23 protein-coding genes are annotated in these 21,375 nt (G+C 44.5%); 8 read left to right on the forward strand and 15 right to left on the reverse strand.

All coding sequences use genetic code 11. The annotated features are described in order from the left end of the window. Positions 1-6: 6 nt before the first annotated feature. The 8 genes from PBF_RS05595 to PBF_RS05630 form a co-directional block, all read right to left on the reverse strand. A complete protein-coding gene (locus tag PBF_RS05595) occupies positions 7-486 on the reverse strand; it encodes a hypothetical protein (protein ID WP_035328141.1) in 480 nt (159 codons plus the stop codon). Between the two features lie 19 nt (positions 487-505). After that, entirely contained in the window at positions 506-1,603 is a 1,098-nt protein-coding gene (locus PBF_RS05600; RefSeq protein ID WP_035328144.1) for a PRK06851 family protein, read from the reverse strand. Between the two features lie 403 nt (positions 1,604-2,006). After that, a complete protein-coding gene (ybaK, locus tag PBF_RS05605; RefSeq protein ID WP_035328147.1) occupies positions 2,007-2,483 on the reverse strand; it encodes a Cys-tRNA(Pro) deacylase in 477 nt (158 codons plus the stop codon). A gap of 112 nt (positions 2,484-2,595) precedes the next feature. After that, positions 2,596-4,257, reverse strand: a complete 1,662-nt coding sequence (locus PBF_RS05610; protein ID WP_035328149.1) for a glycoside hydrolase family 13 protein — start codon at positions 4,255-4,257, stop codon at positions 2,596-2,598. Between the two features lie 646 nt (positions 4,258-4,903). Next, positions 4,904-5,365 carry a hypothetical protein gene (locus PBF_RS05615; RefSeq protein WP_235192202.1) on the reverse strand — a complete coding sequence of 154 codons (462 nt, stop codon included), beginning with the start codon at positions 5,363-5,365 and terminating at the stop codon, positions 4,904-4,906. A 97-nt stretch (positions 5,366-5,462) separates the two neighbouring features. After that, positions 5,463-6,365, reverse strand: coding sequence for an NAD(P)/FAD-dependent oxidoreductase (locus PBF_RS05620; RefSeq protein WP_035328155.1), 903 nt, complete (start codon positions 6,363-6,365; stop codon positions 5,463-5,465). A 108-nt stretch (positions 6,366-6,473) separates the two neighbouring features. Next, on the reverse strand, positions 6,474-7,064 hold the full coding sequence (locus PBF_RS05625) for a hypothetical protein (RefSeq protein WP_035328156.1): 591 nt from the start codon (positions 7,062-7,064) through the stop codon (positions 6,474-6,476). A gap of 11 nt (positions 7,065-7,075) precedes the next feature. Further along, positions 7,076-8,257, reverse strand: a complete 1,182-nt coding sequence (locus tag PBF_RS05630) for a ParM/StbA family protein (RefSeq protein ID WP_152539667.1) — start codon at positions 8,255-8,257, stop codon at positions 7,076-7,078. A gap of 471 nt (positions 8,258-8,728) precedes the next feature. Here PBF_RS05630 and PBF_RS05635 point away from each other — a divergent pair, with 471 nt between their 5' ends. After that, on the forward strand, positions 8,729-9,997 hold the full coding sequence (locus PBF_RS05635; protein ID WP_035328160.1) for a GGDEF domain-containing protein: 1,269 nt from the start codon (positions 8,729-8,731) through the stop codon (positions 9,995-9,997). Between the two features lie 231 nt (positions 9,998-10,228). After that, the gene (locus PBF_RS05640; RefSeq protein ID WP_035328162.1) at positions 10,229-11,722 is read left to right on the forward strand and encodes a peptide MFS transporter; all 1,494 of its coding nucleotides are present in this window, start codon (positions 10,229-10,231) and stop codon (positions 11,720-11,722) included. 81 nt (positions 11,723-11,803) lie between these two features. Here the strand turns inward: PBF_RS05640 and PBF_RS05645 are convergent, their stop codons facing one another. The 4 genes from PBF_RS05645 to PBF_RS05660 all read right to left on the reverse strand — a co-directional run bounded on the left by PBF_RS05645 (position 11,804) and on the right by PBF_RS05660 (position 14,749). Beyond that, positions 11,804-12,304, reverse strand: coding sequence for a cupin domain-containing protein (locus PBF_RS05645; RefSeq protein WP_035328164.1), 501 nt, complete (start codon positions 12,302-12,304; stop codon positions 11,804-11,806). A gap of 21 nt (positions 12,305-12,325) precedes the next feature. After that, entirely contained in the window at positions 12,326-13,174 is an 849-nt protein-coding gene (gene ypfJ, locus PBF_RS05650) for a KPN_02809 family neutral zinc metallopeptidase (protein WP_035328166.1), read from the reverse strand. A gap of 117 nt (positions 13,175-13,291) precedes the next feature. Beyond that, positions 13,292-14,410 (reverse strand): NAD(P)/FAD-dependent oxidoreductase, encoded by a 1,119-nt coding sequence (locus PBF_RS05655; protein WP_035328167.1) that lies wholly within the window; start codon positions 14,408-14,410, stop codon positions 13,292-13,294. 147 nt (positions 14,411-14,557) lie between these two features. Then, a complete protein-coding gene (locus PBF_RS05660; protein WP_035328169.1) occupies positions 14,558-14,749 on the reverse strand; it encodes a hypothetical protein in 192 nt (63 codons plus the stop codon). Positions 14,750-14,952: 203 nt separating this feature from the next. On the opposite strand from PBF_RS05660, the gene PBF_RS05665 reads away from it, so the two are divergent. Next, the gene (locus PBF_RS05665; protein WP_035328171.1) at positions 14,953-16,125 is read left to right on the forward strand and encodes a tetracycline resistance MFS efflux pump; all 1,173 of its coding nucleotides are present in this window, start codon (positions 14,953-14,955) and stop codon (positions 16,123-16,125) included. Positions 16,126-16,152: 27 nt separating this feature from the next. Here the strand turns inward: PBF_RS05665 and PBF_RS05670 are convergent, their stop codons facing one another. Beyond that, on the reverse strand, positions 16,153-16,749 hold the full coding sequence (locus PBF_RS05670) for a class I SAM-dependent methyltransferase (RefSeq protein WP_035328173.1): 597 nt from the start codon (positions 16,747-16,749) through the stop codon (positions 16,153-16,155). Between the two features lie 40 nt (positions 16,750-16,789). Between PBF_RS05670 and PBF_RS26085 the strand changes: the two genes are divergently transcribed. Together PBF_RS26085 and PBF_RS05675 are read left to right on the forward strand one after the other, a co-directional pair. Further along, positions 16,790-16,927, forward strand: a complete 138-nt coding sequence (locus PBF_RS26085; protein ID WP_160169245.1) for a hypothetical protein — start codon at positions 16,790-16,792, stop codon at positions 16,925-16,927. A gap of 36 nt (positions 16,928-16,963) precedes the next feature. Further along, positions 16,964-17,170: a hypothetical protein gene (locus tag PBF_RS05675; RefSeq protein WP_035328175.1), complete on the forward strand. Its 207-nt coding sequence runs from the start codon at positions 16,964-16,966 to the stop codon at positions 17,168-17,170. Between the two features lie 164 nt (positions 17,171-17,334). On the opposite strand, the gene PBF_RS05680 is transcribed toward PBF_RS05675, so the two are convergent. Further along, the gene (locus PBF_RS05680; RefSeq protein ID WP_035328177.1) at positions 17,335-19,029 is read right to left on the reverse strand and encodes a methyl-accepting chemotaxis protein; all 1,695 of its coding nucleotides are present in this window, start codon (positions 19,027-19,029) and stop codon (positions 17,335-17,337) included. Between the two features lie 185 nt (positions 19,030-19,214). Between PBF_RS05680 and PBF_RS05685 the strand changes: the two genes are divergently transcribed. After that, a complete protein-coding gene (locus PBF_RS05685) occupies positions 19,215-19,700 on the forward strand; it encodes a hypothetical protein (protein ID WP_035328179.1) in 486 nt (161 codons plus the stop codon). Between the two features lie 300 nt (positions 19,701-20,000). Here the strand turns inward: PBF_RS05685 and PBF_RS26405 are convergent, their stop codons facing one another. Then, positions 20,001-20,150 (reverse strand): hypothetical protein, encoded by a 150-nt coding sequence (locus tag PBF_RS26405; RefSeq protein ID WP_200870018.1) that lies wholly within the window; start codon positions 20,148-20,150, stop codon positions 20,001-20,003. 113 nt (positions 20,151-20,263) lie between these two features. On the opposite strand from PBF_RS26405, the gene PBF_RS05695 reads away from it, so the two are divergent. Next, positions 20,264-20,452: a hypothetical protein gene (locus PBF_RS05695; RefSeq protein ID WP_035328183.1), complete on the forward strand. Its 189-nt coding sequence runs from the start codon at positions 20,264-20,266 to the stop codon at positions 20,450-20,452. A 100-nt stretch (positions 20,453-20,552) separates the two neighbouring features. Next, entirely contained in the window at positions 20,553-21,359 is an 807-nt protein-coding gene (locus tag PBF_RS05700) for a hypothetical protein (protein WP_035328185.1), read from the forward strand. Positions 21,360-21,375: the final 16 nt, after the last annotated feature.

The following is a 21,375-nucleotide window of genomic DNA, read 5'->3' on the forward strand; positions in this document are numbered from 1 at the left end:
TGTATGTTAAAAGCATTGAAAGGAACGAATTCTCCTCAAGTCTGTTCCGTAATACGTCCATCGCCAGTTTCTCCAGCGCCAGCCGGCTACTGAGTCTCTGCCGACAAAGGTCGGGTAGAACCAGAAGCTGTTTCCGTTTTGCAGCCATATAAAGGTATTGCGGAATAAGCAGCCTCTTATGGCACCGGGATCAACAGCGAATGTGCTGACCTGCTGCATTTGAGGGGTGAAGTTTGGCGGCGGAGCCGATGGCGGTCCATCCTGTCCTCCGGAGCCTCCTCCACCACCTGGAGGTCCCGGTGGAGGTCCCGGAGGTCCAAATCCGCCGCCCGGTCCACCTGGTGGCGGTCCTGGTGGTCCGAACCCTCCACCCGGCGGGAATCCCGGGATGCCGAAGCCTCCTCCTGATCCACCGCCCGGAAAAATGCGGCCATGTTCATTTTGCTCATACAAATATGGATAAAACGGATAGTTCATATAATCCATTTCGATACTCCTTTCGAGATTAAACTTTCTCCGCAATCAGCAGCAGTTCAGAGCGGACCTGCTCTTTGATCCGGTCAACCACTGAAAAGTCCATAGCATTTACATAGATTTTTTCCAGCGTGTCCCGCTGGGTTTTTGCCCGTGCCAGATAGGAGATGGCTTCGGTCATTTTATTTTTATAACGGGTGCTGATATCCTTTAGCTGTTCAGCGTAAATTTCATCTGTGCCTGAGTTTATCGTTATTTCATACATATCTACGATTTCATCGCCATCACGATTCGGAAAATATTCATGCGGAGCTGTGCTGTCAAAGATAGCTAGGCCCAGCTCGCGTACGATGATCATATCCAGGCTGTGCGGGTCAAACCCGCAATGATAGATTTCAATATCAAATCCACGGCTTTCAGCTTCCTTTGCCAGTTTCTTCAGCATGGTGGACTTGCCGGAACCCGGACGCCCTTTTATGAAGTATCTTTTTTGAATATCCTTCGTCAGATTCGGCACAAAATCCACCGCTCCGATCGGAGTGGCTGCCCCTAAATAACGATGCTTTACACATGGAGTCTTATTTAGTTTCATATTTCCATAGAAGGTCGCGATCAGCTTTTTCGTCAGTTCATCTGCCTTCTGGAAATTCATATTTTCTATATAGATTTTTTCCCATTCATCATGAATCCTCAGTGCTTCGGCAAACGTGTCATAAGCCGCTGCAAAGGAATTGCTGATCTGGCCCGATAGTACAGTGATTTCTTCTTTACATGCAGCCAGTGCCCTTGAATCCCAGGCTTCCCCGAGATTGATATATTCCTCGACCGCGCCCGGTGCTTTCGGTTCAATCACATGCGGCGCTGTCCCATCGACAATGCCTGCTTTTAAAGAAGGGATGATGACGCCATCAAGCGATTGACTGTCAGACGAGCAATAAATATATTCCAGGTCATAGCCTTTTTCGGAAAGATCTGCCCCGATTGCTTTCATCAGAGATGATTTGCCTGTTCCCGGTCCGCCTTTTAAAATGAATAAGCGATCAAGCCCTGCCAGGTTCGATTCGAATAAATTGTGGAATCCCCGGGCTGTATTCCCGCCGGCGAAGTATTTTAATATTTTCCCAGCCACTCCTACACTTCCTTTCGAAATGCATTTTCACCTTACAGTATGCAAAAGGAGCGGTTTGGGTGAGTGCCTATAAAAAAAAGAGTGCTGAATCATGGTGATTCAGCACTCTTGCTTTGATTATTTAACTCGTTTCATAAAAATTGTTGTTATTCACCTATTAATATTATCCGTTGATTTCCGCTCCAGGATGCTCAGCGAACCGCGGAGCAGGCGCTGAGCCTCCTCGACGCTCCGCGTCTGCGGGGTCTCACCTGTCCCGCTACTCCCGCTGGACGTTGAATAAGCTCCCCCGAGAAACACCGCACGAAGAAAATGCGTTAGCATTTTCGAGGATCTCGCACCTTCCGCTCCAATCAACTCAGCAAATAATATACAAAAAGCAACAAACCTTGAAAACAGCCTTTTATTTGATTAAATCCGCCAGCTCAGCCCCAATGGCCTTCTGCAGGTCGTCCACCCTGAGCTCCATCTGCATGCCGACTTTTCCGCCGCTGACTATGATCAGATCAAGCTCTTCTGCCTTTGCGTCAATGAATGTGGGATACTGCTTTTTCATTCCGACCGGAGAGCAGCCTCCGCGGATGTAGCCTGTCAGCTTCTGGATATCTTTGACCGGGATCATTTCCACTTTCTTTTCGCCGGCAGCTTTCGCGGCCTTTTTCAGGTCGAGCTCTTCTGTCACGGGGATGATGAACACGAAGATCTGCTTGCTGACGCCCTGGGCGACTAATGTTTTATAGACAGCTTCAGGATTTTTGCCTATCTTCGCGGCAACCGAAACCCCATCGATTTTACCGTCATGGCTGTCATAAGTAATCAGTTCATAAACGACCTTTTGAGCATCCAGCATACGCATCGCATTTGTTTTACCCTTTGCCATTGCCTGCGCCTCCATTGGTTATTTTCCTCATTTTAGCATTTTTGGCCAGTTTCAAAAAGGCAGAGGCAAAAGAATAGCAGGATCCCCCTAAAGAGAATCCTGCTATTAGAAATTATTTCAATCGGTAGACGCGGGCTTCATAAGGCTTAAGCGTAAACGAATCCATATCTTCATGCGTTTCAACCGGGTAGTTATTCAATAAAAGCTGCTCATAAGAAAGCTTTTCATCTGCTTCAAAAGAGGCTTCCTCAGTAGAAAGATTCGTAATGACGACTACCTTGTTATCATCAGATGTACGGGTATAAGCATAGATTTGCTGATCGTCTTCAAGAAGCAGATCATATTGTCCATAGGTGAAGACTTCATTATCTTTTTTCAATCGGATCATTTTTTTATAGAACGAAAGGATGGATTCCCCGTCCTGTGATTGGATCTCTACATTGATCTCCTTATAATTCGGGTTGACCTTCATCCAAGGCTGGCCTTTTGTGAATCCTGCGTTTTCTTTAGAGGACCACTGCATTGGCGTACGGCTATTATCGCGGGAAGAAGCCCAGATGATGTCCATGATATTCTGATGGGACAGGCCTTCCTCTTTTTTCAGGCGGTACAGGTTCTTCACTGCTACATCATCGTAGTCGTCAATAGAAGGGAATTGAACATTAGTCATGCCAATTTCCTGTCCCTGATAAATGAACGGCGTTCCCTGCATCAGGAAGTACATGGCCCCCATAGCTGTTGAGCTTTGCTGCCAGTATTCCTTATCATTTCCCCATGTGGAAACGATACGCGGCTTATCATGGTTTTCGATGAATAACGCGTTCCATCCGTCCGTTTCCAGGCCTTTCTGCCAGCGGGTCAGAACTTTTTTCAGCTCGACAATATCAACCTCAGGGTTTGTTTCCGCGTCCCAAAGACCAAGGTGCTCAAATTGGAAAATCATATCCATTTTACCCTGTTCTTCACCGACCCAAAGGTCAGCTTCATCCACAGTAACACCGTTTGCCTCGCCAACTGTCATCACATCATAGTTCGCATAGGTGCGGTCTTTAAATTCCTTTAAATACTCGTGAATGCCTTCCTGGTTCATATGCATATCGAAGGAAGAAACATACTTCTTCTTCTTCGGGTTCGGCATATCAGGCAGGCCGGCACGCTTTTTGATATGGCTGATGGCATCAATCCGGAAGCCGTCGATTCCCTTATCCAGCCACCAGTTCACCGTATCATATAATGCCTCGCGGACCTCTTTATTTTCCCAGTTCAAATCAGGCTGCTTGGTCGAAAAAACATGAAGATAATACTGCTCCGTCTTCTCATCGTATTCCCATGCCGATCCGCCGAAAATGCTTTCCCAGTTATTCGGCTCCTTGCCATTCTTTCCGTCTCTCCAAATATACCAGTCTCTTTTCGGGTTCTCTTTGGACTCACGGGACTCAATGAACCACGGATGCTCATCACTTGTATGGTTCAGCACAAGATCCAGAATCAGCTTCATATCGCGCTTATGGACCTCATCCATCAGCTGATTAAAATCCTCCATTGAACCGAAATCCTCCATGATATCCTGGTAGTCTGAAATATCGTATCCATTATCATCATTAGGGGATTTGTACATTGGGCAAATCCATATGACATCAATGCCTAACCCTTTAATATAATCCAGCCGCTGAATGATACCCTGAAGATCGCCAATTCCATCTCCGTTTGAATCCTGGAAACTGCGGGGATAAATTTGATATCCAACTGCTTCTTTCCACCATACCTTTTTCATGTTAACACCCTCAATATATATAAATTTCTAGTTCTAGAATCGCAATGATGCGCAAACGTTTGCATTAAGCGGCATAAAAAAAGCTGCCTGCTTAAAGCATGTGCACACTACTACAGTAAGTGTAACGCTTACAATTTATTTTTTCAATACCCTAATTAAATTTGGATTTATAAAAAAGGAAGGAGAGGTCCTACATTTATTCGAATAGCGAATATACACATATTTATTGTCTTTATGTAAAACATAATGTTATGTTATCCATAAGAAAAAGGAGAATATCATGTTCCCAAATTATAAAGGAAAACTGCAAGCCATTATGTGGATGGGTGTTGGCTCAGCTCTTCTCTCAAGTATTTTTAGTGCCTTCCTTATTAGGATAGCCATTAAGACCCACAGAAAAGTTAATCAGTTATCTAAGCGCTAGGAAATAAATTCCTAGCATTTTTCTGCCAACGGATTCTCAATTCTTGCATCTCATAGTTAAAAAAGGTCCACTTTATTTAATTTGGAAACCAATAGTTATCACTAATACTAATATTAATACGTTTCTCAACATTATTATACCTGGGTGTTTTTAATGGACTGCGCCCATTTATCCGAGAAAACAAAGAAGCCGCAGCATTCCCAGCTGCGGCTTCCGATATTGTCAGGCCGGCTCCATTTGAAGCTGGTCCCGGTATGGTTTTAATGAATGATAGATAATTTTCTGCATGAATGCCTTATCCATGTCCGGCAGAAGCTTTTCAGCAAATGCCCAGGCATTTTCCTCAATTTTCAATGCTGTGAGCCACCGTTCCTGCTCTGTTATACAGGCATCAAGATGACTGGCCAATTGCTCCAGCTCAGCATCTTCTGCATGGCCTAACTCATGTGCAAACACAACGGCAAAATAGTCCAAAAAACGATCCGCAGAAACAAACAGCTGCTGGCATTGGTTCTTAATCTCTTCTACATAAAGGGTTACTGTATGTGTTCCCATACTGTACTTTCCGCCAGCTATACGATTTCCCGGAAAATGTTTCTCTAATTTAATGTCCGCCTGACTCCCCGATCTCTTCAGCAATTCATGAACAACTAGATCCAAGCTTTCTTTATTCAATGCAAACACCTTTCTCTATTTAAAGCTTATAGGCTATTATATGAGAAAAGTGTACAGAAATAAACCACTATATACCCTTTTATTTCGACGATAAAACCTAAATTCCTTAATTTTTATCCTGCAGAAGCGATTTATGGATCCAGATCGCAGCCTGTGCACCCTCTCCCATCGCAATGGTTACTTGTTCAGAATGGGCTGCCACATCGCCCGCTGCCCAAACATTTTGGACACTGGTCATTTTCGAACGCGGATCTGTCAGGATATGCTTATTTTCAAGCCGCTCTGCACCGAGCTGCTTTGCCAGGCCGGATTTTATCTCATTTCCGCCAAATGCGATAAATCCTCTGTCACCTGTAATTTCTTTGCCGCTCTCCAGCCTTACCCCCTTAAATTTATCATCTTCTGCGAGCACCCTATCTATTGTTTCTTCCACATATTCAATATTTTTCTCTCTCATTTTCTCCAGTAATTCCTGATCTGCCGGCTTTTTTTCATGGTTGATAAAAACAAGGTCATTTGTCCAGTAAGACAAGGTTATGGCCATATTAGCGCCCGCATTTCCAGAACCAAGCACAAGGGTGCGTCTATCCTTCACCTCATATCCATCACAGTCGGGACAGACATAGACAGATATGCCAAGACACGGCATCAGTTCGGGGAAGGGCGGCATCCGGTCCATTACGCCCGTTGCCAGCAGGATCCGTTTGCCGGAATATTTATTGCCGCTTTCTGATGAAACCACAAATCCCCCATCTGCCTTTTCAGCCTGTTCCACTTTTTCATGAACAAACTCCACTCCAAGGCTTTCCGCATGCTTTTTCCCAAGCCCACGAAGCTCCGGACCGCTCACACCATCAGGATACCCTAAGATATTATGATAATTTTTGCATATCACGGAACGCCCATCATTGGAATCCAGCACCAGCACCTTATGCTTATACCTGCCCAGCTGAATGGCAGCCTGCAGTCCCGCAATCCCTCCTCCAACAATCAGACAATCATAATTCAAAAATAATCCCTCCTTTTCGTGCCAAAAAAAGGCTATACATGTAAACTACCCAGAAATTCCTCTTCTAAATACAAAAAGGGAGTCTCATCGCTGAAACTCCCCTCAAACTCATTTATTCATATGTGCAAGAAAGCCGCCAAGAAGAGTATCGAGATCTTCTTCGCTTTCCTCTTCAGTTTCATCTTCTTGCTGTTCCTGTTTAGCTTTGTCCCAATCAAAGTCAAGCAGATCATCTTCAATATCCAAATCTGCCTCCGTTATTTCATCTTCCTCTAAAGCCGCAGCTGCCGAGTCATACTGATTCACAGCAGGTCGCGGCTCCTCCTGCAGATATAGAGCTTCATCAATATCAGAAGAGCGGCTGTTCAAGGACGCCAGCAGGGATGTTGCCCGCACCGGGTCCGTGATCAGCTGATAAATGATGCTGCCGAGCAAGGCTTCTGAGTGCTCATGCTTTAGCCAGTCACGCTGAACCTTGCTTAACCCCTTTGGAAGGGGAATAGTGATGGTTTCCCGGTCTTTTGATTGTGAACTGCTGACACCCTGCATCACAAACTCGGCCATTTTGCTCGAAAAATTCCGCTTTTCGGTTTCCTTGAGCTTTTGAAGATGCTTCAGAATATGATCAGGTGTGTCAGATGGTACTCGAAAGGATATGGATTGTCCTCTCTTAATTTCAGAAGAGGAAGCTTTACTCATGAAAAATCACCCTAGTTGGCTTTTACAGGTTTCTTATCCTGGTCTGCCTTATCTTTATTCGTTCTTCTTGAAAAATCAGAGATCAGCTTGTAATAAGCATTTGCCATCATCCAGATGCTTTCCTTCTCATCCTCGAAGAAATCAATGTTATAGCCATCCAGATTGTTATTTAATGTTTTCAGATAATCTTTTAGAACAATTGAGCCGCCGCCGACGAAATAGCAGATTTCCGTCTGGGAGTTTTTCTGCCAAACGTTGCGGAGCAGGCGGTACTGCTTCTTCGCCAGGTCAAGCAGGATGCGGTCTGTAATATCATGCACGCTTGTGCGGCTTCCCTTCACCATAATATGATTTCGGTCATTTTTCTTCGTGATGATTTCCACGACATCCGTGCGGCTGTCGAGCTCAACACCATGCTTCGAACGAATCTCTTCACGGATGGATTCAAGCGCTTCAGACACTCCAAGGTTGAAGCCCTGCGCTTTATCATCATCTACATTGCGGTTTTTAATGACAGCGATATCTGTAGATAATCCGCCGATATCCTGGATTAAAATACGCTTATCAATTAAATCCTTATTAATGATGTTTAAGTTATTATCCATTACAAGGTTGATGTAAGCAGCAAATCCTTCAGGGTAAACCTTGATTTCTTCAAACTTGATATTTACTTTTTGCCCCTGGTACTTCGGTGTTACAAGAAACTCAACCTGATGGACAGAGCCCAGCAGCTTGGAGCGGTAGCCCGCATCCTTGCCTTCCTTTACTTCACGAAGCGGAAGTCCTGTACCAAGTGTGTAGTTTGCATCGATCACATTACCGGACTTTTTAAAGCCAGTGGAACCGCCATTCTGTACAGCATCCAATGCCAAAGCAGTGAAAAGCATAACCAATGTCTGATCTTCTTCGGATTTGCTGCTGCCCGGATCCAATTCAGTAGCGTTGTCGCTTTTTGTTGCCAGGTGTCCTACACGGTAAATCGTATTGTTTTCCTTCAGAGCAGGGGAGTGAACTCTAATATGTATGCCTTCAAGCGGATTCTTGCTGTCAAGTTCTTCAATCCCGATAACCGGCCGGTCCTCAACATCTCTCGCAATTACATTCGGTATGTTTAATTCTGAATCCAATTTTCCAAAGATTGCTTTAATAGAATCGTTCCCTACGTCAACTGCTGCAATTCGTGAATTCGTCAAATCATTCAATCCTTTCATTCTCCATAATATAGAGCTGCTATTTTAAGAGTAATTCAGATTGAGAGATTAATCAATGAGAGGGAATAAAAAGTAATCAAAGCGTAAAGACGTAAACAAAATGTAAACTTATACCTTGATTGTATACACTTTCCGTATACATGTAAACAAAACTGTACACATCCTTATATACCAATGTGTACACAATTTTGTATACTTGTTTACATTTTTGAATACATTTGTAAACATAATTGTATACATGTAATCAAATTTGTTTACAATCCGATTTCCCTGGTGTTTCTCTTAAATTTTGATAGTTTAAAAGATAAAATAATATCCTTATCTTTCCTATGTAAAAAACAACCGAAATGGATAATATTAAAAAATTTAGAAAATATACTAAATTGACCTACTTTCTTGGTAAAAATTCCTATAAAATAGGTGTATAAAAATAAGGAAAAGGAGTTCAGAAGGATGCAAGGCTCCAGAATATTTATGGTTTCTCTTTTTATCATTTCTGTATGTGCTGCTTTTTTCTCTGAGGGAATCAGTGTCGAGAGCTCTGTATATATAAAAGCACTGGGTATATACCTGCTATTTGCATGCCTGTATTATCATTTGCGGATCATCAGCAGAAATGGCAATACATCGATTGATTATGGGATTAATTACAGTCTTTCCATCGGGCTGTTTACAGGGCCATTAGGTCTGCTGTTTTTTGAAGTCATCTACCGTTTTTGCGTTTATTTTTATAAAAAGCATACAAACACAGAGGATCCTGATGAATTTTTCCATACGTTTTATAACATCGGTTCCTTTGTTATGAGCAACTCCATCGCATTCTATTTGTTCCATCTGTTATCTCCCCTCTTTCAAGGTTTTCCATTTGGCTTTTGGATCGTCATGCTGATGCTGATTACCGTAACATCTTTGCTTTCAGATCTATTTCTGATCACTGTTTTTAAACTGACAGGTGATATTAAAACGAAACAGGAAGCGATTGACTTTATCAAAACAAGAAGTGTGCTGGATATGGGGAAGATTGCCTTTACGAACGGCCTTTTGCTGCTATTCCTGAAGGAGGGGAAATGGGAAATGCTCATAAGCCTGTTTATCCTTAATTATCTTGTCAGCCGGTCCTTCTTATCGAAATCACAGATGCTTCAGAATAAAATCGAACGGGATAAGTTTGAGCAGATGGCGTATACTGACTTTCTGACTGGTGTGTTTAACCGTGCCTATATGGATAAAAAAATGACGGAACTCAATCAATCAGAGGAATGCCTTGGTATAGTTGTCGCTGATATTGACAAATTCAAGAGGATTAATGACAGCTACAATCACGCGGTTGGTGACCAGGCAATCAGGCACTTTGCCGATACTTTAAAAAGCTACCTCTCCAAAGATGATTACCTGTTCAGAAGCGGAGGAGAGGAGTTTACGATTATTATGAGATTCAGGACATATGAAGAGTGCCTGAATTTATCTCAGAAGATACGCAACGGGGTTGAAAACAACCCTTTTCAAGCTGAATTTAAAGAGCAGTCCATCTCTATTTCCTACACTGCGTCCTTTGGTCTTTTTTACTATAAAGTGAACGATCTGCTATCTATTGAAAAAGCTTATGTTTATGCAGATCAACTCCTTCTCCAGTCCAAGGACATGGGGAAAAACAGGCTATCCAGCAGGGAAGAGCCTGCCTATCCGCACAGACATGCAGAAGCAGTTCTGACAAACGCATAAGATATCCACAGCCGCCGGTTTGAGCGGCTTTTTTTATGGGTATAATACCCTTGTTTTTTACAAAATTATCAATACAATAATTATTCTGAAAAAATAATCTTTTAATAGATTCTCTAGAAAAATTTATTTATTCCTACTAAGAAGCCAATAATAACCATCGTTACATAAAATTTTTTTTGACAATTAGCAACTATGAAAGATATTATAGAATAGCTAAAAGGAGGATGAAACATGTCAGATTTTAATAGGCAGAAAATTGTTGAAAGTGTGCCTCAAAAAGGTTTCTTCGGACATCCTAAAGGCTTGTTCACACTTTTCTTCACGGAATTTTGGGAGCGCTTTTCTTACTATGGAATGAGAGCAATCCTTGTTTTCTATATGTATTACGAGGTTTCAAAAGGCGGATTAGGCCTCGATGAGCCAACAGCTTTAGCGATCATGTCCATTTATGGGTCATTGGTGTATATGTCAGGCATCATCGGCGGATGGATGGCTGACAGATTACTCGGAACATCCAGAGCGGTATTCTATGGCGGAATTTTAATCATGCTCGGCCATATTGCCCTTTCCATTCCTGGAAGCCTGGCTATGTTCTTTGTTTCCATGGTTCTGATCGTTTTAGGTACTGGTTTATTAAAGCCGAATGTATCCAGCGTCGTTGGAGACATTTACAGTCCTGAAGATAATCGCCGCGATGCCGGTTTCAGCATTTTCTATATGGGCATCAACCTTGGCGGATTCCTTGCGCCATTAATTGTCGGAACAGTTGGAATGAAATATAATTTCCATCTAGGTTTCGCCATTGCAGCCGTTGGTATGTTCTTTGGCTTATTAGTGTTTATTTTTACGAAAAAGAAAAATCTTGGGTTAGCAGGAACTTATATTTCTAATCCTTTATCTGCAGATGAAAAGAAAAAGGTTTATACAAGAATCGGCCTGGGTACTGTTATTATTGCCATTTTAGTCGCTGTCGGCATTCCAACTGGTCTTTTAACATTTGATTCCTTTATTGCACTTGTTGGTATTCTGGGTATCGGTCTCCCAATTATTTACTTTACGATGATGTACCGCAGCCCGAAAACAACAGAAGTGGAACGTTCACGCATCATTGCGTATATTCCATTATTCATTGCATCTGTTATGTTCTGGGCAATCCAGGAGCAAGGTTCGACGATTCTTGCGAATTATGCGGACAAGCGCACACAGCTTGACTTTATGGGACTTGATATATCACCGGCATGGTTCCAGTCTCTTAACCCATTATTTATTATTTTCCTGGCGCCGGTATTTGCCTGGATGTGGGTGAAGCTTGGCGACCGCCAGCCTTCAGTGCCGCAGAAATTCTCACTGGGTCTATTGTTTGCCGGCTTATCTTTCATTGTGATTCTGCTTCCTGCTTACCTTGGCGGAACAGATTCACTAGTAAGCCCATTATGGCTGGTTCTCAGCTACTTCATTGTTGTTCTTGGAGAGCTTTGCTTATCACCGGTTGGACTTTCAGCCACAACAAAATTAGCGCCTGCTGCGTTCTCGGCACAAACGATGAGCCTTTGGTTCCTATCAAATGCGGCAGCACAGGCGATCAATGCACAAATTGTTAAATTCTACTCACCTGAAACTGAAATGACCTATTTCGGAGTAATTGGTGCAGTAGCGATCTTACTATCCATCATCCTATTCTTATTGAGTCCTAAGATTCAAGGATTTATGAAGGGTGTACGTTAATCGAAAAGCCAGAAGAGTTAACCTCTTCTGGCTTTTTTGTGCTTGTTTCAGGGAATCTGTTTGGCCGGTAACCCGCTGCCATCAGCCTCTCCATTCCGCAAGCATCGGTCCTTCTTCACCATAGACGGGGTCCATCTGCGGAACTGGAACATTTTTTATTTCTGCGAGTGCCTGTACACGGTCTGATGGGTCTTTTTTCTTCATATTCGGGCTTGTTCCGCCGGGATAGGCGCCCACGACTTCGAAGTCCGGGCTGCTTTCAATCTTCTTATGCCCTGTGCCTGCAGGAAGGAGAATGACGTCGCCCTGGCTGATTTCCAGGCGCTTGCCCTGATCACCGCCGATGAGGACGGCGGCGTGCCCCGCCTTTACACCCAGTACTTCATGTGTATTGCTGTGATAGTGGTGATAATCATACACTCCGCCTGTCCAGCTTCCAGTCCATTGGTGTCTGTTGAATGCCGCCTCTATTTCATCGGGCTGTTCTTTGAAAACAGCCTTATAGATGATAACAGAGTGGTCAGGATTGTTGGGTATTTGCCCATCATCCGACAGCTGAAATGTTTGAATTTGGCTATTCAATGGTGAACCGCTCCTTTCTCATCAAAAACTGCTTTGCTTAAACGTATCTCCGCCTTTGATGGTTCCGTTCTGGAATCCTTTGTGAAACCATGATTTCCTTTGTTCTGATGTGCCATGTGTAAAGCTTTCCGGCACGACATAGCCCTGCGCCCGTTTTTGAAGGGTATCATCCCCTACTGCCGTGGCGGCATTCAGGGCTTCTTCCAGGTCGCCTTCCTCTAAATATCCCATTCCCTTGGCATGGTGGGCCCAAACGCCTGAATAATAGTCGGCCTGCAATTCAAACCGGACGAGATATTTATTAAATTTTTCTTCACTCATTTTCTGGCGGAGCGGCATGATTTCCTCTGTTGTCCCCAGCAGTGTCTGTACATGGTGCCCAACCTCATGGGCAATAACATAAGCCATGGCAAAATCACCGGGTGCCTGGAATTTCCTTTGCAGTTCTTCGTAAAAGCTTAAATCGATATACAGCTTTTGGTCGCCCGGGCAATAGAAGGGTCCCACTGAAGAGGACGCTGCCCCGCATGCAGACTGTACACTGCCTGAGTATAAAACAAGGGTCGGCTCTTTATACTGCAAACCCTGCTCTTCGAATATTTCCGTCCAGACCTCTTCTGTATCCGCCAGCACAACTGAGACAAAATCAGCAAGCTCTTTTTCCTGCTCTGACTCTTCATATGGCACAGATGTACCAGAATCTGATCCGCTCATATTGCCTAACAGCTCTCCCGGATCACCCCCAAGGAAGGTAAATAACAATAATATAATAATTCCGCCAAGGCCGCCGCCGATAAGAGTTTTCCCCCCGCCGCCCATGCCTCTCCGGTCTTCCACATTAGAACTCGCTCTTCTGCCTTTCCACTTCATGATTCAGCCTCCTAATGAAACATCACTTTCATTAGTGTATACCCGAAATGAAGCGATTTATTAACTTATCAGATACAAAATAAGTGCCTGCTGCTAAAACAGGCACTTTGAGATCTATCATTTTTTTATCGCGCCAGCCGGATCATAGAGGCTCAGGTCAATATCAACCTCTTGCCCGAGAGCAAGCCCGGCCGCTTGAGCACCCAGAAACGGCCCTGCGGTGAGCCCTGAGGCTCCAAGCCCATTTGCTATGTAAAGGCCTTTGAAACCGGGGATTTGCCCTATAATGGGCAGAAATCCGGGTGTATAGGGACGGAATCCCACCCTTGCTTCACTGAATGTTCCATCCGATAGTCCCGGGGCGATTGCTAAAGCTTTTTCAAAAATATCATTCAGACCGCCTGCGGTTACTCTTAAATCGTAGCCCATATCATCTTCATGAGTGGCACCAATGACGATGCGTCCGCCCTCAAAAGCCAGAATGTATTGATTGTTTGGCGGCATGACAACCGGCCAGCCTGCTGTATCTTCTCCTTCAAGCTCAAGATGGACGATTTGCGCTTTCTGCGGCTTCACATCCAGCTGGATTCCAAGCGGCTCAAAAAGCTCTCCTGCCCATGCTCCGGCCGCTGCAATCACACTTTCCGCTTCATATTGCTTTCCGTTCGCTTTAACAGCTGTAACCTCATCTCCCAGGCACACCAGTTCTGCGGAGCCATGCACCAATTCCGCACCATGCTTTTCAGCAGCCCGCAGCAGGGCGTCCCTCAATGCGCGGCCGTTGACGCGCGCCGCACCGCTTACATGTACAGAGGCATATTCCATTGCCAATGGCGGAAACAGCCGGGATGTCTCTTCCGGAGACACCAGCGTAATCTCCCCCATTTCAGGGGCATCTCCGCGCCTTATCATGGCCCGTTCTTCCATTTTTCCAAGCTTTGCAGGATCGGTATGAAGGCTTATGGCTCCCGCCTGCTGATAGCCTGTCTCTGTCTCGCCGTCTTTTTCAAGCTCCCTGATAAGTGTCTGATAATAGGCAGCTCCCCCTTTGGCGAGCGCATACCATGCCTTATTCCGCCGCTGTGACAGCCAGGGGCATATGATACCGGCCGCTGCATCAGTTGCCTGCCCCGGATCTTTGCGGTCGATAACGGTGACTTTTGCACCAGCCTTAGCCAAATGGTAGGCAGCAGAAGCCCCCAGAATTCCTGCACCGATTACGATATGACTTTTCATAATGACTCCTTTTTGCGATCTGGTTTGTCACTTATTTTACAAGAGTTTGGGGAAAGGTTCAAAAAGGGGGACGCTGCTGGTACTGATCAGCTCCTTGATCCAAAAAAAAACTGCATGACAGGTTCAGGAACCCATCATGCAATTTCATTAAAATGGCTTATTTGGTTCATAGGTCGGCTGCTGGCTTTGTGCCTGATATTGCTGGCTTTTGGCTGCAGCATCCTGGACGTTTTCTTCAAGAGCAAACTCAGTGTCCATACCCTTTTTAAACTGTTCCGCCTGGTTTTGGGCGGCGACGATCTGCTGTTCTTCTGTTACTTTATTCGGCTGCTTTGGCATCCCTATCTCTCCTTTATTTTAGGAAGTATAGCTATAGATTTTCCAAAGCTTCAGGCACTATTCACCTTTTTACAGATCCGCCTTTCAAGCCCATGAAAAATAGAACTTATTTGCCTGTCCTCCCCCTAAGGTGAAAGTATGGCAGTGTTTTTGTTATAATCATAATACTTAGATGGAATTTGACTTTAACTGGAGTGAACATGTTGAATACTAAAAAAGCACTGCCTCTTTTATTCGCCGTTATGTTTCTTGTGATGGTGGGGTTTGGAATCATTATTCCTGTCATCCCCTTTTACGCGGAAGAATTAGGGGCATCACCCACTGAACTGGGCCTGTTAATGGCCGTTTATTCACTGATGCAGCTTCTGTTTGCGCCTATGTGGGGGCGCATATCCGATAAAATCGGACGCAAGCCTGTCATTATGATCGGTATTTTCGGTCTTGGATTGTCTTTTTTCATGATGGCCCTGTCCACTGAGCTGTGGATGCTGTTTGCGGCCAGAATTATCGGCGGCTTTCTGTCGTCTGCCAATATGCCGACGGTAATGGCTTATGTAGCGGATATTACATCTGAAGAAGACCGTGGAAAAGGGATGGGCATCATTGGAGCTGCAGTGGGCTTAGGCTTTATTTTCGGCCCGGCGATCGGCGGCATCTTTTCCCGGGAAAGTTTGAACCTGCCTTTCTACGCGGCAGGGACTTCTTCGTTTATCACATTCTTCCTTGTCATGCTTGTGCTGAAGGAATCCCTATCACCGGAGCAGCGCAGCCAGGGAACAGCTAAGCGTCCAGGTCTGATGACCGCTTTAAGAGGAAACACTGGCATTTTGTTTATCCTTCAGCTGTTTGTTTCGCTGTCACTGGCAGGACTGGAAGCAACCTTCGCGTATTTTGCGGCTGAAAAAGCCGGCCTTGGCACCGTGGAGCTGGGCTATATCTTTATGATTATGGGATTTGGAGGCGCCCTTGTGCAGGGCGGTCTGGTAGGACGAATGACGAAAAAGTATGGAGAAGGAGCTGTGATTCAGCTGGGGACCATCGTCTCCGCTATTGGCTTTGGACTGATCCTCCTGGTTGACAGTTTTACGACTGCAGCGATTTTCCTGACGATTTTCGGCATAGGGAACGGGTTTATCCGTCCGAGTGTTTCTTCCCTGCTGACAAAAACATCTCAAACTGGACACGGCAGTACGACTGGCCTGCTGTCATCATTCGATTCCCTGGGACGCATTATCGGCCCTCCGCTCGGAGGATGGCTGTTCACCATCAGCATCGGTGCTCCGTACCTGACGGGAATCCTGCTTTCCGGTTTGGCATTCATAATGTATCGTGTGTATTCTGTCAAGGTGAACAGAACACGTTCGATTACACCTTAAAAAGGAGGCATATTTTGCCTCCTTTTTCTACTTTTTCAGGATCACCTGGATGACGTGCCCCGTGCCTGTATGGCCTTTTCCTTCCACTCTTTCCTGTTCGCCATAAAAGAAATGAAGGACCTTATAACCGTGAATCCATTGAAGAATATCTGCAGGATGATAGACCATGTCCACACTTTTTGGCCCGCCTGTTCCATAGCGGAGCTGATCCTCCGAATAGACCTCAAGCATGACAATTCCACCCGGCTTGACAACAGAAACCAGCTTATCGAAAACAGTCTTTTGGTCTTTTTTCAGAAAATGGCCAAAAACCATTATCGAAGCGTCATATTCTCCCGAAGGCACAGAATCGTGGATCAGATCCTTCTGCCCTGTTTCCACTCTGACTTGATGGCGCTCAGCCAGCTGCTTTGTTTTGTCTAACCCGCTTTGCGTATAATCCCATGCTGTTACATCATGCCCCTTTCTTGCAAGGAATACAGCATTTCGGCCCTCCCCCTCGGCAAAGGCAACAACTCTTTTGTGCCCTTCAAGCCGCCATGCCTGCTCTCTGATGAATTCATTGGGCTCTTCGCCATATAAATAGCCCTCTTGAGAAAACTTTTCTTCCCATAGATTTGCCAATCTAACCACTCCTTCCCCATAAGGTATTCTAGGAGAGGTTATGGAAATCCTATTGTATAATGGAAAAAATGCCAGCAAGAGGAGGATAAAGATGAAAGAGCTGACAGCGATGGAAGAGGTGCATCAGTTTATTCAAGACACTGAGCTGGGCCTAATTTATGTGCTGCATGACAGCTGAAGCGTCTGTCATGGCCTGCTTCCTCAGGTTGAGGAAGTGCTGAAGGATTATCCCCGTATCGAAGCACGGCTTGTGAATGCAGGCAAGGTAACCGAGATTGCCGGGTACCTGATGGCCTTCACAGTGCCTGTGATTGCCTTATATCTGGATGGAAGAGAAGTATTGAGGGAAGCGCGGTTTATTCCTGTTGAGAAGCTTCGTGGTGATTTGAAAAGGATTTATGAAGGGGTTTTTGAAGTGTAAAACAGGACTGGCAGTGCTTTTCCACTGATCTGCTATGAATTGAATTGCTTATAATGAATGTGTGAACCAGGCAGCCAATGCCTGGTTCAATTTTTAATAGGCTTCTTCCACCTGCCAGGGCAGCTTTTGGATTCAGCGAGCCTACCCTTATGCTTTTCTAATTCCTATGCCCTATAATGGCTAGTCATTTCAGACAATGACCTTGCCAGAGAGTTGAGTTTCATCCCAATTTTATCTGTTTTCTCCATTTGTCCTGTTTGAATTACGCTGGCTGCAAGCATTTCTTCTGCACTTGCCAATGTTTCCTGTGAAACAGAGGAGAACTGTTCGGCTCCCTGTTCAAGCTGAGGCAGTGTTTTTTCCAGACCTTTCAGCTCTGTTTGCATAGTTTGAAGCTTTCCGCTTACATTAGAAATTTCATTCATCAGCTCGTCCAATGATAGTTTGGATTGGCCCGCCATCTCAAGATTGCCTTTTATTTCGGTATGGAGCTGGTCAAATTCCTCTGAAGCCCTTAGAGTGATATTCTCCATATTTCTTATTCCCTCAGTGATATTTTCTGCAGTACCTGCAGATTGCTCCGCCAGTTTACGGACTTCTCCTGCTACCACTGCAAAGCCACTCCCTGCCTCTCCTGCACGGGCAGCTTCAATGGAAGCATTTAATGATAATAGCCTTGTTTGTTCAGCAATCCCTTTTACCATTCCGACAAGATTTGTGATTGATAAGGAATGGTCTTTTACCTCTTTTATTGTCAGGGTCAATTTTTCAAACTTTGACCCAAAGGAATGGATGGCAGCAATCAGATCATTGATACTGTTCCCGCCGCGCCAGGCAGAATCATTCATAACCTCCGAGCTGCGATTTACACTTTCCATATGCAGAAACATGTCTTCGAACTTATCTTTCATTTCTTTAAAACTGGCCGCACTATTTTCAGAACTTGCTGCTGTTTGCTCTGCCCCCATTTTCACAAGGTGTATGGCTGATACGAGCTGCTGTCCGCTTTCAAGAGCGCTGAGGGATGACCCTTTCAGCTCATTTCCTGTACTCTCCAGCTCCCTCGTTGTGCCGGTCAGCTCCCGCAGCAGGCTCCTCATTTGCTCAATCATGCTGTTATAACTTTTCTGAAGAGAAACAATTTCGGGAATTGCTGTATGAATCTCAAGCGGGTTTTGCAGGTTTCCTTCCCGGACCTCCCGCATGGTGTTTCTTAACAGGTTCAAAGGCTTCGTTATGTTTCTGACAAAAAGGCTGATAATCACCGATGCAGCCGATAAACTGACCACAATCGCTGCAATCATAAAATACCCGATTTCATGCACATCAGACATATACGCTTTTGCCGGGATGAGGACTACATATATTCCATTAATTTCCTTCATCTCCTGAAAGGCTGCTGTATAATCGGTCCCGTTCATCTCAATATGTATGACGCCATTTTTCATTGCGCTGATCTTATTGATCATATCCCTGGAAAAAGCGGCATCTGTCTTGCTGCTGACCTTAAAAGGCTTCATCCTGTTATCTGCTAGATAGAAAAAATCAGAGTCAATCCCATCCGTCTGCAGCTTTTTCTGCTGAGAACGGACACTGGCCTCGAGCTGCTGCTTAAAGTACGCATCATCACTGACATACACAAACTTTAAGTTTTCCGCTATGTATCCCATCAATTCCGCTTCTCTTGCCAATCTATCCTCAATGGTTTTGATTGCCATGTCTTTTGTTTTAAGATAGGAACTAACTCCGACTGCCGCTATCGATAGCAGCAGCAGGGTAAAAAACAGTGCCAATAATCTTGTACCCAGGTTCAGCTTATGGCTGAAGGCTGCCGCAAAGTTGTCCAGCTGCTTCTTCATTTTATGTAAAACCCCCACATTATCATACTAATGACCTATAAGGAAATTATACAGAGCGAATGTGAATTGTATGTAAAGATTGGGTGAAGAGTAATGTTTTGTAAATTTACAAAGGAACGTAAAGTGTGCTGTTTTAATATATTGGTTAAATCCGAGGCTTTATTTTTAAAGAACGGAGGAAGAACATGACCAATTTTCAATATTTCACGGGAACTATTGTGCAAATCTCAGATTTTAACGGGGAAGGCTGTCTTAAGTTGATTTCTGCTGATAATGGGATGGGAGGTACGGTCAATTTCATCGTATCCCCTTCCACCTACGTTTTAGACCAGACCATGCTGTCAGCCGGGGACATCATTACAGGATATTATGACGGCAATGCCCCTGTTCCGCTGATATATCCTCCTCAGTACCGGGCGCTGGTGGTGGTAAAACATACTTCTCAGCAAAATGTGAAAACGGACTATTTTAATAGCCAGCTAATCAGCAGCGATGGACAGCTGCAATTAAACGTATCGCCGTATACCCGGATGGTGCTGACCAATGGGCAGGCCTTTACCGGCAGCCCCGCGAACAGAGACCTGGTTGTGACCTATGGTCCGTCGACCAAAAGCATACCTGCCCAGACCACACCTTATAAGATTATTGTTTTGTGTTTATCATCAACATAAGAGAGCATTCAGTTATTTCGGAGGAGCAAAAGAAATAGCCCCAATCGGCTGGTGATTGGGGCTCTGGCTGGTTTTGGATATAGGTAGGTTCGGACTGTAAACTGGCGGTTTCACGCTTTCTGTGTCCGAAGCTGGACCGGCTTCCGACTCTAACTCGCGCTCTCTCGCTTTCTGTGTCCGAAGTTCTGACTCTGACTCGCGTTTTCCCACATTCTGAGTCTGAACCTTCTCCGGGCTCAGGTCCCAAGCGCCTCCTGCGTCTTCCTCCGAAGACCCTCTTTCCAAACTCCAGCAGCCTAATTACTCATCATCAATTTCTCCATCACCGATTTCATCCTCTTCTTCTACGTCTTCCACCTGTTCGTCTTCCTCTGGTTTTTCATCGTTCCCGCAGCCTGTTAGGGTGAGGAAGGAAAGGGACAAGAAGAAGATCATCCATCGTTTTTTCATAATTTTTAGCCTCCTTTTTCCCTTAGCTTTCCCGGCCGATCCAAAATTATGACAGCAGCGTCCGGGCGAATCCGCCTCTAATTGTATTAATTCTACTTTTAGGAGCAACAATTGTGAACACCTGTATCGGGATCTTCTGCTTTACCATGATCAGCCAAGCCATGACCTCCAGCCTAAGATCCGATATGATCATTAAACTGCTTGGCATCAGCAAAAACATGTCACTTTATTATGGAAAAGGCCTGCTCATCGCTATAAAAGAAAATTGGCTTGAACAGCTGCCGCAGGCTGCGGAGAGATAGGCATAAGCTTCTTCACTATTCTGTCACATCTCTCCCAAAACAACCCTGTCCTTCTGACCCCTTCATCTGTATATAGAAGGTGAAAGGGTGGTGCAGTTTAATGAATTTGAAATCAGGCAGTGTGGACCAGTTTGAATCGTTTTCTCAGTTTAAAGATCTTCAGGAATTTAATGCCCATTTGGAAATGTGGCTGTCATTGCATAAAGACAAGTTTTCCAAGGGTGAGCTGGCTGGTTTAAAGAGGCTGGTTCGCTTTGCTGCGAAAATTCCCGGGGTATCCAATGCCAAAATCGGGACGGTGCTAAAAGCCATCCACGAAGAATATAACGGCAATGGCATTTCCCGCTCCACTTTTAAAAGAATGATTGCCAAGGCAGCAAACCTTGGTATTTTTACCGTTCATGAAACAGAAAGGAAAAACGGTTCACAAGCCAGCAACTTATATGTTTTTAATCGTTTTCCCAAGAATGACCCACCTAAGAAGGATAAATTGGACCACCCTAATAAAACTATCAATCTTTCTAAAACTATTAAAAATCAAAAGAGTACTAAACGTAACGAAACCTTCCTCGATCATACTTTTACAAGTGACCATGTACCACAATCATTTATCAGCACAGTAAAATACTTTTTTCCGGAAGCCAGGCAGATTGAGGAGTTTTGGAGAATGGCAGCCATTGCAGCCTTTAAAAATAATTGTGAGTTGAACACTATTTCAGAAACAGCCATCCATTCCTTTAAGCAGCTGATCAGGAAAATGAAAACCCGCGCCATTTCTAAGCCAGTCGCTTATTTCTATGGAATTCTGAATAAGAAATTCGAAGAAAAATACTTTGAAGAATTGCATGAAATTGGGTTTCCGGCAGAAGATAATGACTTCCCGCTAAATTTCTTTTATAAAAAATAAATGGTGAATTTGAAAA

Origin of the sequence: Cytobacillus firmus DS1 (assembly GCF_000565285.1) — a bacterium.
GTDB classification, from domain to species: Bacteria; Bacillota; Bacilli; order Bacillales; family Cytobacillaceae; genus Cytobacillus; species Cytobacillus firmus_A.